Source organism: Desulfolutivibrio sp., assembly GCF_036584575.1.
Classification (GTDB): Bacteria; Desulfobacterota; Desulfovibrionia; order Desulfovibrionales; family Desulfovibrionaceae; genus Desulfolutivibrio.
The window spans coordinates 1-12,162 of sequence record NZ_JAZHDB010000205.1; the positions used below are offsets into that span (position 1 = coordinate 1).

At 65.6% G+C, this 12,162-nt stretch carries 8 protein-coding genes; 5 read left to right on the top strand and 3 right to left on the bottom strand.

What is annotated here, in order from left to right; genetic code table 11:
• Nucleotides 1-317: 317 nt before the first annotated feature.
• From V3572_RS14825 to V3572_RS14835, 3 genes are all read right to left on the bottom strand, one after another.
• Nucleotides 318-1,598, bottom strand: coding sequence for a hypothetical protein (locus V3572_RS14825; protein WP_332111797.1), 1,281 nt, complete (start codon nucleotides 1,596-1,598; stop codon nucleotides 318-320).
• A gap of 103 nt (nucleotides 1,599-1,701) precedes the next feature.
• Complete coding sequence (locus tag V3572_RS14830; RefSeq protein WP_332111798.1) at nucleotides 1,702-3,105, bottom strand: sigma-54-dependent transcriptional regulator; 1,404 nt, start codon at nucleotides 3,103-3,105, stop codon at nucleotides 1,702-1,704.
• On the bottom strand, nucleotides 3,102-5,558 hold the full coding sequence (locus V3572_RS14835; RefSeq protein ID WP_332111799.1) for a c-type heme family protein: 2,457 nt from the start codon (nucleotides 5,556-5,558) through the stop codon (nucleotides 3,102-3,104). The genes V3572_RS14830 and V3572_RS14835 overlap by 4 nt, the downstream gene beginning before the upstream one ends.
• Nucleotides 5,559-5,954: 396 nt before the next feature.
• Between V3572_RS14835 and V3572_RS14840 the strand changes: the two genes are divergently transcribed.
• The 5 genes from V3572_RS14840 to V3572_RS14860 all read left to right on the top strand — a co-directional run bounded on the left by V3572_RS14840 (nucleotide 5,955) and on the right by V3572_RS14860 (nucleotide 12,101).
• Nucleotides 5,955-6,377 (top strand): universal stress protein, encoded by a 423-nt coding sequence (locus V3572_RS14840; protein ID WP_332111800.1) that lies wholly within the window; start codon nucleotides 5,955-5,957, stop codon nucleotides 6,375-6,377.
• 9 nt (nucleotides 6,378-6,386) lie between these two features.
• Nucleotides 6,387-7,499 (top strand): YeiH family protein, encoded by a 1,113-nt coding sequence (locus V3572_RS14845; protein ID WP_332111801.1) that lies wholly within the window; start codon nucleotides 6,387-6,389, stop codon nucleotides 7,497-7,499.
• Between the two features lie 14 nt (nucleotides 7,500-7,513).
• Nucleotides 7,514-7,915, top strand: coding sequence for a biotin/lipoyl-binding protein (locus V3572_RS14850; protein WP_332111802.1), 402 nt, complete (start codon nucleotides 7,514-7,516; stop codon nucleotides 7,913-7,915).
• Nucleotides 7,915-8,346, top strand: coding sequence for a universal stress protein (locus V3572_RS14855; protein WP_332111803.1), 432 nt, complete (start codon nucleotides 7,915-7,917; stop codon nucleotides 8,344-8,346). Before V3572_RS14850 ends, V3572_RS14855 begins: the two co-directional genes overlap by 1 nt.
• Nucleotides 8,347-8,585: 239 nt before the next feature.
• Nucleotides 8,586-12,101 carry an FAD-binding and (Fe-S)-binding domain-containing protein gene (locus V3572_RS14860; protein ID WP_332111804.1) on the top strand — a complete coding sequence of 1,172 codons (3,516 nt, stop codon included), beginning with the start codon at nucleotides 8,586-8,588 and terminating at the stop codon, nucleotides 12,099-12,101.
• Nucleotides 12,102-12,162 lie beyond the last annotated feature (61 nt).

Sequence of the window (12,162 nt, forward strand, 5' to 3'; positions counted from 1 at the left end):
CCCGTACCCCGCCCGGGGGAAATCATTTCCCCCGGACCCCCTGACATCGTTGGCGTTTCCCGAACAGCTACGCTGTTCGGGAAACGCCAACGAAAGTCAGGTTGGCCGGAGAACGTGAGTGCTCCCGAGCGCGGACGCGAAGCGTGACGTGCTCCCGTCCCTGTGTTTGCGGCGCTACGCGCCGCAAACACAGGGACGAAAAAGCCACTGTTTCACACGCGAACGCGAAGCGCGACGAGGTTTTTTGGAGAGGGTCCAGGGAGAACCTTTTTTGAAAAAAAGGTTCTCCCTGGCTGCCGGAGGCTCTCCCCCTCAATCTACCTCGCCATGCCGAGCAGGAAGGCCGCCGCGTCCGGATGCGGGGTGATGCCCAGGGCGGCCAGGGACTTGGCGGCCAGGGGGGTGACGCCGCCGCTGATCCAGAATTCGGCCCTTGCGGCGTTGCGCCCGGGCAGGGACTCATGAAGTTTTTGCGCCAGGGAGGCCGTGGATTGCGTCCAGACCAGCCTGTCCAGGGGGAAGCAGAAAATCAGGTTCCCGGACTGGGCGCGTCCGGCCACGAAGCGGCCCACCCGCTCGAAGCGCACGATGTGCTCCTTGCGGGTGTCGTAGGAGGAGAACATAAGCGCCATGCGTTCCCGGAAAAGGGCCAGATCCTCGGAATCCGTGGACAGGCAGAAGGCGATGAACGCCTCGCGGTTCGCCGTGCGGGACATGGACGCCAGGGCGGAGACCAGGATGCTCTGATGCACTGGAGAAAGCTCGGTGTTGTCGATGAAGGCCTCGGCCAGATCAGCGGGCACGCCCATGGCCGTCAGCTTGTCGCGGTTCATGCGCCGCAGGTCGGCGGGCGGCATGGCCACATCCATGTCCGTGAGCCATTTGCTGGTTCCAGCCACGGACACGCCCACGCCCACGGCCCCGGGCACGGCCGCGCTGGCCCCGGTGGCCAGCAGGCTCCCGGCGAAGTCCGCCCCGGCCAGCCTGTCCAGACGCTCCTTGAGAAAGGGGTTGGTGGAATAGGGGTCCACGCCGAAACGCTTGGCGATCTCGCGCTTGGAGCGGGAATAGCCCAGGGCGGCGGCGGCGGGGTTGTCCTCGTATTTGCTGGCCTTGCTTTCCACCAGGCTTTCCTCGGCGCGCTGAAACATCTTGCCCACGCCCGACAGGGCTCCGCCAACGGTTTTGAGCGGACTGGTCACCAGACTCACCGCGCCCTTGACCGTATTTTTCCCCTTTTCCTTCACGGCGTCGCCGAACTGTCCGGCAGGCGCAACCTTGTCCATGGCCACGATGGCCGCGCACTCCTGAAGCCGGATGCCCAGAAGGGCCGTGGAGAGCACCTTCAGATCGCCTTGGGGGGTGTGCAGGGTGTAGGTGTTCAAGTAGCCGTCATTGCGCACGGTCTCGTCCACCCGGCAGTTGGGGGCCGTGAGCATGGCGGCGGGCAGGACGGCCGAGGCCCGCAGCGTCGGCGGGGCCTCCACGGCGCCTGCGCCTTTTGCGGCGGGCGGAGCGGCCTGCCCGGGGACGGCGGCAAGGCTGAACAGGGCCAGGGCGACAAAAAGGACGGCAGGGACAACGGGGCGGATGGCCATGGGATCTCCTGGAAAAACGGCAGCGGCATGGGATAGGCGAGGCTTTGCATACCTACCGGAAGTCGCGCCCCGGGGCAATGGCCGGGCCCGGGATTGCGGCAGGTCAGCGAAATCCGGCCGCCTCGATGGACAGCCGCCGCAGGATCTTTTGCAGGGAGACCCGCTCCAGGCCGCTTATGCGCGCGGCCTCGGAAACGTTGCCCCCGGTGCGGCGCAGCAACTCCTCCACATAGGCCTTGGTGAAGCCATCCACCACCCGGGCCTTGGCCACCAGATAGGGCGAGAGGTCTTCGTCGCGGGCCGTGGCGGCCTGGGAACGGTTCTCCACGAAGAGCACCAGGCTCAGGTCGATGTCCGGGTTCTGTCCGAAGACGGCCAGGCGGCGCACGAAGTTGAGCAGCTCCCGCACGTTTCCGGGCCAATCCCTGGCGCACAGGTGGGCCAGGGCCTCAGGGGACATTTCTTTTTGGGGCAGGCCCATTTCCGCCAGGGACCGGGACAGAAAGGCCCGGGTGAGCAGCGGGATGTCCTCGCGGCGCTCGCGCAAGGGCGGCAGATGCACGGTGAGGACGTTTAAACGGTAAAACAGATCCTCGCGAAAGGCGCCGTCGCGGATGTGGGCCTCCAGGTTGCGGTTGGTGGAGGCCACCACCCTGGTGTCCACGGCCTGGGAGCGGCTCGACCCCACGGGGCGGATCTCGCGTTCCTGCAACACGCGCAAGAGCTTGGTCTGGATGCCGTGGGAGATGTCGCCGATCTCGTCCAGGACCAGGGTGCCGCCGCCGGCCGTGAGGAACAGGCCCTTGCGGTCCCGCTCGGCCCCGGTGAACGCCCCCCTGACGTGGCCGAAAAGCTCGCTCTCCAGAAGCTGGTCCGGGATGGCCGGGCAGTTGACCGACAGATACGGCCCCCTGGCCCGGCGCGACAGGTCATGCACGGCCCGGGCCGCCAGTTCCTTTCCCGTGCCGGATTCCCCCCGGATGAGCACGGTATAGTCCGAGGCGGCCACGGCGGAAAGCGTCTCCTTGACCCGGCGCATGGCCGGGCTCTCGCCGAGCATCCCGGCCAGGCCCGGGGCCTCGGCCGCCGAGGTGACCAGGGAGCGCAGGCGGATGTTTTCCGTCAAAAGCCGCGACCGCTCCAGGGCTTTGGAAAGGACGGCCACCAGCCGCTCCGTCTCCACGGGTTTGGTCAGGAAATCGTAGGCCCCGGATTTCAGCGCCGCCACAGCGGTTTCGATGTCGCCATGCCCGGTCAGAAGCACCACGCTCAGGGTGGGGTCGTGAAGCAGGGCCTTATTCAGAAGATCGAGCCCCGACATGCCCGGCATGCGCAGATCGGTCACCAGCGCCCGCACCGGATGCTTTCGCGCAAGGGCCAGGGCGGCCTCCCCGGAAACGGCCTGCAAAATGTCCAAACCCGGAAACGGGGCCGCCAGCAGCCGGGCCATGCCGCGCGTGAAGTCGGGCTGGTCGTCCACCACCAAAATGGCCTCGCGTCCGCTCATGTTCCGTCCTCCCCGCCCCCGTCGGCCCCGCCCTCGGCGCGGGCCGCCGGGAAACGCACGGAAAACACCGCCCCACCCCGGTTCTCCACCTCCACCCGTCCCCCCATGTCCCGAACCAGCCCATAGACCACGGCCAACCCCAACCCCGAACCCTGGCCCACCTCCTTGGTGGTGAAAAAGGGATCGAAGATGCGGGTTTTATGTTCCGGGGGAACGCCCGGCCCGTTGTCCGCCACCTCCAGGACCACCTCCCCGGTCTCGCCATCCTGGCTGGCCCGCATCTCGATGCGGCCGCCCGTCGCGGGCAGGGCGTCCAGGGCGTTTATGAGCAGGTTGGCGGCCACCTGGTCCAGGGCCTGGGCATCGGCCAGGATGGGCGGCAGATTCGGCGCGACGGACAGGTCCAGGACGGCTTGGCGAACCTGGGCCTGGACCTGGAAGATGCCTGCCAGTTCCGTAAGCGCCCGGCCCAGGTCGCACAGCCCCGTGGCCGGGCGCCGGGGGCGGGCGAAATCCATGAGGTCGCGCAACACGGCCTTGGCCTTTGTGGCGTGGCGTTCGATGACCGCAAGGTCCGCCAATTCCTGGCGCCCGGTCAGGTTGTGCCGAAGCAGTTCCGTATAGCACAGGATGACCCCGAGAGGGTTGTTGATCTCATGGGCCAGACCGGCGGCCAGCTTGCCCACGGCCACCACCTTCTCGTTTTGCTGCATGCGCGCCAGCATCCGCTTCTCCGCCGTGTTCTCGCGCAGATAGATCACGGCCCGGCCGATCCGGCGCTCTTCGTCGAAAAGGGGATAGATGTGCGCCGAAAAGGAGCGTTCCCCGGCCATGATCAATTCGCGCGGCGCGGGCGGCTTTTCGGCGTGCAACTCCTTGAGCGGGCAGGGCCGCCCGTCGCCCGGGGCCAGACCGGCCAGGGCGGCCAGGAGCGCATCGGGTTCGTCCTTCCCGGTGCGCACCGCAACGGCCAGGGCCTCGGCCGAGGCATTGGCCGTGACCACCCGGCAGTCCTCGTCCACCAGGAAAAGCGGGTCGGAAATGCCCTCGAAGATGGAGCCCAGCAGAAGATTCTGACGCAAAAGCGTGTCCAGGGCGTCCAGGTTCTCCATGGCGATGCCCATCTGAAGCCCCAGAGCCCGCAGGACGCCCTGGGTCTGGGCGGACAACGCGACCTGGCCGCCGAAATACAGGCACAGAAGCCCCCGGGAGAGATCCGAGGTCTGCACCGGCACATAGGCCCGGTCGGGCAGAATGGAGGCCACGCCCTCGGCCACCAGCCGGGTCCAGTCCGGGGGCAGGTCCGGAGGCACGTCGTCGTTTGGCCAGGACGTGTACTGCCCCGAGGTGAGGGAGCACACGTAGGACACCCGGGCCGCGCCAAACCGCGTGCCGACCATGGCCAGGGAGGCCCGCAACAGTTCGGCCCGGGACTGGCTGCGGTTCAGGCTGTTGAGCAGATCCACGAAAAGGCGCACGTCCGCGCGGCGTTCGTCGGCCGTGACGCGCAACTCCAGCGTCCGCTCGTCCACCTTGCGTTCCAGGTTGGCGGCGTAGTCCTCAAGCTTGGCCCTGGCCTCGCCAAGATGCCTGGCGAAGGCCTCGATGCCCGACAACAACTCGTCGATCTCCCCTTCCCGCACCCCCCGGCCGTCGCCCAGGGAGGCGTCGGCCTCGCCCGGAAAGTGGCGGCGCATGACCTCGCTGACCCGTCCCAGATTATGCACCACCAGCCGGTCGAAAAAAAACTGGATGAGGATGAACACCACCACCATGCCCAGGCCGAACATGGCCGCAAACCCGATGGTGGCCCCGCGCAGCTTCCACATGTCCCCGGACACGGGCATGCTCACCATGTCCAGCCCCGCCAGATCCCCGGCGGCATGCCCGAATCCACGCGTATCGCCGTAACGGGCCAGGAGCTCCTTGGGGGCCTGGGCCGGATCGCCGTGACAGTGCAGGCAGGACGCCTCGAAGACCACGGGACGGGCCACCACGAAGACATCCTCACCGGCCTCGCGCAGCATGTCCCGATAGCGGGCCAGACCTGGATTGGCCTGGAACTGCGCCAGGATGCCCCGTTCCAGGGCGTTGGCCTCGAAGTCGGGATTGCGCGCCCCGACCGCCACCCGGCGGTAGATATGGTGGTCCGGTGAGAGGTTTAAGTCGCTCATGATCATCCGCGTGGCATAGGAGGTGGACATGGCCTCCATGATAAAGGCGTCCGGCGGCAGGAGCTCGTACATGACCGGGCGCAGGGTCCTTCTGATGTACCCCTGCACGGCCTCCACCTGGGCCAGGATCAGGGAGGCCTTTTCCTCGGTCTCGGCCTCGAATTGATGCCGCAGGTGGAAATACAAAAGCACGATGAAAATGGCCCCGAGCACGGTCATCAGCAGCGAAAGCCCGATGAGGAACCGGGCATGCAGGGAGCGGTTGCGAAAGGCGGTCACCGGACGCCCACGGCCGGGGGGCGGCAGGACGAGAGACGGACGGCCTCGGACGAGGGGCTGGCGACGATGCCCAAGACGACAGGAGGGACGGCCCCCGGATTCGTCCGGAACGGGAAAAAGCGGATTGCAGACATAGGCGGATTCCCTGGACGCGCGGGGGTGGCATGGCCGCATGAGCCGAGGCCACGCGTCTCTTCGTCTGGTCCGTTTGTGCGACATCGCCCGGGAAAAGGCAATTGCGGCCCCGGGTTTGCCGGGCGCCAACCGCAGTTGGCAGGAACGGCCCCATCCTGAAGACAAAAATCCTATTATACCAGTATATTGAATGTTGTTACAGCATTGGCGTGGACATTGCTTTGGGGCGGGCAACGCAATCGCTCGTACAAGGAGGACGCGATGAAACTGCTCGTGGCTCATGACGGGTCGCCCCAATCGGCCAAGGCCCTGGCGACGGCCGCAACCCTGGCCAAGTCCCTGGGCGCGCTGGTGACCATCGTGACGGTGGTTCCGGACCTATGCCTGTCTACCGAGGAACTGTCGCCGGAAAACTGCGACCTGGTGGCCAAGTCCCTGGCCGACGAAGCCAGAGGGCAGATGGCCAAGGTGGCCAAGTCCGTGGAGGAGGCCGGATTTACGGCGGATATCGTCATCCGCCACGGCCGCCCGGCCGACGAGATCGTGGCGGCCGCCACGGAGCGTGGGGCCGACATGCTGGTGATCGGCTCCACCGGAAAACACGGGGCGAAGAGGCTGTTTCTGGGCAGCGTTTCGTCGCGGGTGGCGGAATATGCCGCATGCAACGTGCTGATCGTGAAATAGGAGGACGCAATGGACGAACACAAAGGAACACTGGCTAAAATCATCGGGATTGCGCCTGGCCTGGCGGTCATGATCGGCACGCTCTTCGTGCTGCGCACCTGGGTCGAACCATGGATGAACAGCGCCGTGCTGTTCGGCCAGAAGGGCTGGCTGGTCAAGGTGGTCCACCTCAACTACATCCTGTTGTCCATCATCGTGGGCATGCTCTACCGCAACGTGCTTTTCGGCGGCAAAATCCCGGGCTGGGCCGAGGAAGGCTTCCGCACCACCCGGCTTTTCATCAAATCCGGCGTCATCATGCTGGGGTCGCTGTACACCATCCAAAGCCTGTTCAAGGTCGGCGGCGTGGCCATTCTTTTGATCATGACCTTCGTCTTCGGGACCATCGGCGTGGTCATGCTCCTGGGACGGCTCATGGGCATGGACCGGTCCATGATCGGCACCATGGGCGCGGCCTGCGGCGTGTGCGGCGTCTCGGCGGCCATCGCCACCTCCCCTGCGGTCAAGGCCAAGCCGTCGGAAGTGGCCCTGGCCATCGCCACCATCCTGGGCTTCGGCATCGCCACCATGTTCCTCTCCCCGTTCATCGGCAAGGCCTTGCAGATGTCCGACTACCAGTTCGGAGCCTGGGTGGGCACGGGTATCCTCAACTCCGGCCAGGTGTTGGCCACCTGCCTGGCCTTCAACCCGACCATCGCCCCGGGAACGGCCGTGGCCTACGGCGAGATATGGAACGTGGTGCGGGTCATTTCCATCCCCTTCGTCGTGTTTTTCATCACCATGTGGTACTGGCGGGCCGAGGCCGAGGCCGAACACATGAGCCTTGGGCGCATCCTCAAGCAAAAGTTCCCCATCTTCGTGCTGGGCTTTTTCGGCATGACCTTTTTGTCCTCCGTCGGCGGCCTGGGCGCCGAGGGCTCCAATACCCTGCACCTCATGCGCGACGTCATGTCCTGGATCTTCGGAATCGGGCTGATCGGCCAGGGGGCCTACATCGACATCCGGGAGATCAAGACCGCCGGCGGCAAGCCCCTCAAGGTCGGGCTGATGGCCGGTCTGGTCAAGTATGCAGTGGCCCTTTTGATCGTCATGCTCTTCGTCAGCAAGGAAGCCTCATTCTAAAAAGGAGTCGAATCATGGCCAACGAAGTGAAAAAAAGCGGGAAAATGACCGTGTTTCGCACGGATCGCCACGAGGACATGGCGGCCATGGTCCTGGTGGCCTGCGCGGTGGGCATCGTCCTGGTCTACATGGCCTTCATCGTCCCCACGGTGGCCGTCAGCGCCCCCTCGGACGGCAAGATCACGGCCATCCTGGCCACGGAAAACGCCCAGATCAAAAAAGGCGACCCCATCTATTCCCTGGAGGTCAAGGAGAAGAGATTCGTCCAGGGCCAACTGGAAGAAAAGACCGTGGTCAAGGAGATCAAATCGGCGGCCGAGGGCAAGGTGCTCAAAATCGAGGCCAAGCCCGGCGACGACATCAAAAAAGGCAAGCCCGTGCTGGTGGTGGAGCACGTCAAGGGGACGCTCCCGTAATGAACATTCTCGTGGTTCTCGACGGCAATGCGGGAACCCTGGACGAGGCGGCGAGGCTTGCCCGCGAACGCGGCGCGAGCCTCACCGGCCTCTTCGTCCGGGAGGCGGGCTGGAACGACTACCTGGGACACGACTGGCTCTCGGGGAGCAACGCCCGCGCGGGATTTCTGGACTATGTGGCCGACCGGGAGGGGGAGTTGGAGGCGGCCGTGACCGAATCCTTCCCGGAACGCACCTCAGACGTTCCGGCCACCCTTAAAATCGCGGCCGGGCGGGTGGCCGAGGAAATCGTCAAGGAGGCCCGTCAGGGCTACGACCTGATCGTCTGCTCCAACCCCCTGACCCGGGGACTGGAGATCGTGCGCGACGGCGCGGCGGTTCTGGCCCGGGACACGCCCTGCTCGCTGTACTTCGTCGAACGGGACGCCTAGGCCGACCAGCCGGGAAATCACCCCAACCCACGCTCCCCCACGGCCCCGGCACACCGCCCGACAGGGAATTTCAGGGGCCATCCGGGGGGCGTCCGCCCATCCCCTCCCCATGCCGGACGGCGGCTATGGCTCCACTTGCCAAAGCCGCCATCCGGCATTATCTGTCACCCTCCCCCACATACGCCAGGGCGGCCGTCAACCGGGCCGCCAGCCGCCGCAACCCCTGTCCGGACGTAACCATGCTTGAGAAAAATCCCCATATATCCCTTTCCCTTGACCGCCTGGCCCCCCGCGTTTTCGGCCTCACCCTTGAAGAGCTCGCCGCCTGGCCCGACGACGCCCGGGAACTGGCCGTCTCCCTGGCCGCCGAATGCTTCCTGGTGCGCTACAACCCCTACGTGAATCCCGAAGAGGTTCGCCAGGGGGTGTTTGCCCGCCTGGACGCGGCCCGGCCCACGGCCTGGGGCGACTACCCCAAGACCCTGCGGGTGGCCGTGGACCGTTTCTGGCGCGACTACGACGAGGACACACGCTTCAAGGAACGGGTCATCCTGCGCCTGGCGGAATTTCTGCCCGACGAATGCATGGCCCAACATCCCGGCAGCCTCGTGGAATGCTCCACGGACGCCACGGACCTGCGCATGGAGCTGCCCATGCTGGTCCTGGCCCCGTCCTGCACGGCCCACATTCAGGGCATCATCCGGCTGGCCGGGGAAATGGGATTCGCCGTGGTGCCCCGGGGCGGCGGCTCGGGGCTTACCGGCGGGGCCATCCCGGCCCGCCGCCGCTCGGTGATTTTAAGCATGTCCCGGATGAAGACCATTTTCTCCGTGGATACCGAAGAAAAGCTGCTCCACACCCAGACCGGGGTCATTACGCTGACCGCGATTACGGCGGCGGCGAAAAAAAACCTGCTTTTGACCGTGGACCCGGCCTCCAAGGCGGCCTCGTCCCTTGGCGGCAACATCGCCGAGAACGCAGGCGGCCCCTTTGCCTTCGAATACGGCACCACCCTGGACAACATCCATTCCTACACCATGGTCCTGCCCGACGCCCGGGTGATCGAGGTGCATCGCAAGGACCACCCCAGGCACAAGATCATGCCCGAGGATACGGCGGTCTTCGAGGTCTTCGATCCGGCCGGGAACCTTCTGGAGACCATCACGCTTCGCGGCGACGAGATTCGCGGCGTGGGCCTGGGCAAGGACGTGTCCAACAAATATCTGGGAGGGCTCCCCGGGGTGCAGAAGGAGGGCGTGGACGGGGTGGTCACCGAGGCCCGGTTCATCCTCCACGACCGGCTGCCCCACTCCCGGGTGCTGTGTCTGGAATTTTTCGGCCGCTCCATGCGTCACGCCATGCTGGTCATTCGCGACGTGGTGGGGCTGCGCGACCGCATCCGCCAGGAAGGCGACGCGGTCAAGATATCGGCCCTGGAGGAATTCGGCCCCAAATACGTGCGGGCCATCAACTACGCCAAGAAATCCGCCACCTACGAGGGCGACCCCATCTCCGTGCTGCTTTTGCAGCTCGATTCCGCCGACGAAACGGCCCTGGACGCAGCCGTGGCCCATATCGTGGAAATCGCCACGCCGTATGAGAACGTGGACATCTTCGTGGCCGAAAACGAAAAGCAGGCCGAAATCTTCTGGGAGGACCGGCACAAGCTCTCCGCCATCTCCAAGCGCACCAGCGGATTCAAGATCAACGAAGACATCGTCATCCCGTTAAACGTGATCCCGGAGTTTTCCGACTTCATCGAAGAGCTGAACCTCACGTGCCTGGCCCGGGCCTACAAGGAATCCCTGCAAAACGTGGGCAGGCTGCACGGCATCTCGCCCTCGGACGAATTCCTGGCCATGGAGCTGGAATTTTGCGACCGCATCCTGCGCGGCGGGCTTTCGCCCAAGGACTTAAGCGACACGGAAGTGGAGGTGCAGACCTACTACTTCTTCTCCGACCTGACCTCGCGCTATCCCCGCCTGCGCGACCCCCTGCGCGAAATCTACAACGAGATGATCGCCACGCGCATCGAGGTGGCCAACCACATGCACGCCGGGGACGGCAACTGCCATGTGAACATCCCCGTCAACTCCAACGACCAGGAGATGATGCGCCGGGCCATGGAGGCCGCCGACCAGGTGTTCACCAAGGTCATGAAGCTGGGCGGGGCCGTATCCGGAGAACACGGCATCGGCATCACCAAGATCGCCTTTCTGGAGGATCGCAAGATCGCGGCGCTTAAGCGCTACAAATCCGTCGTGGACCCGAAAAACCTCTTCAATCCGGGAAAACTGGTCACCAAGACCCTGGATGTGGAGCCCTACACCTTCTCGTTCAACCGGCTGATCCGCGACATCAAAAAGACGGCCCAGCCCGAGAAGGAACGCCTCATCACCATGCTGGCCAATATCCAGTTCTGCACCCGGTGCGGCAAGTGCAAGCAGGTCTGCCCCATGTATGCCCCGAGCCAGGGCCTTCTGCACCATCCGCGCAACAAAAACATCAGCCTGGGCGCGCTCATAGAGGCCATCCACTATTCACAGCTGCGCTCCGGGGAGGCGGACCCGGAACTGCTCGACCGCCTGCGCCGACTCATGGAGCACTGCACCACCTGCGGCAAATGCGCCTCGGCCTGCCCGGTGAAGATCCAAAGCGCCCAGGTGGCCCTGGACATGCGGGCCTACCTGGAAAACAAAAACGCAGGCGGCCATCCGATCAAGGCCAAGGTGCTGCGTTATCTGGCCGAAGACCCGGCCGCCCGGCTGCCGCGCGCGGCCAAACTCATGGCCTACGGCCAGGCCTTCCACAGCAAGGCCATGGGGCTGGTCCCGGCCGTGTGGCGCAACCGGCTGTACAATCCGGTCCTGCGCGGCCCCAACCCGGCCATGGGCATCAAAAACCTGTCCGAGAAGCTGCGCCTGGAGCGCGGCAGCCTTTTTGCGGCCCCGGACACCCCGGCCGACGCGGAAACCGTGCTCTATTTCCCGGGCTGCGGGGCCGGGCTCTTCCAGGCCTCCATCGGCATGGCCGCCGTGGATCTGCTTCTGCGGGCAGGCGTCCGGGTGATCCTCCCCCCCACGCACCTGTGCTGCGGCTATCCCCTGGCCGTGTCCGGACTGGCCGAGGCCTTTGCGGCCAACCGGGAACGCAATCTCTCGGCCCTCACGGCCTTTCTGGCCATGGCCAAAGACAAGGGATTTTCCCCGGCCACGCTTCTGACCGCCTGCGGCACCTGTCGCGAGGCCCTGGAAAGCTACGACCTGGCCGGGCCGGACGGCCCCATGCAACGCCAGGACGTGGCGCAGTTCCTCATGTCCCGCCTGCCCGCCCTGCACTCCCCGGACCCGGGCCTTCTGTACCATGCGGCCTGCCACGCCGAATGGACCGGCATCTCCCCCACCAAGGCCCCCGAGGCCTACCGGGCCGGGCTGGCCGCGCTCACCGGAACCCCGGTGAGCCTCTCCCCGGGCTGCTGCGGCGAGTCCGGACTCGGCGCCCTGACCTCGCCTCAGATCCACAACAAAATCCGCGCGGGCAAGACCGCGACCCTGCGGGCCGAACTCGCCGACGACGCCACGCCGGTCATCGTGGGCTGCCCCTCCTGCCGCATCGGCCTGGCCCGCTGCATACACGAGATCGGACGCAAAAATCCCGTGCTGCATACCCTGGAATACCTGGCGGCGCAGCACGGCGGCCCGAAATGGAAACGTGACCTGAAAAAACGCCTCAAAGCCGCCCGGGTCCGGGCGTAAGACTTCCCGGGGGGAACCTTTTTTGAAAAAAAGGTTCCCCCCGGACCCCCCGCCAAAAAAC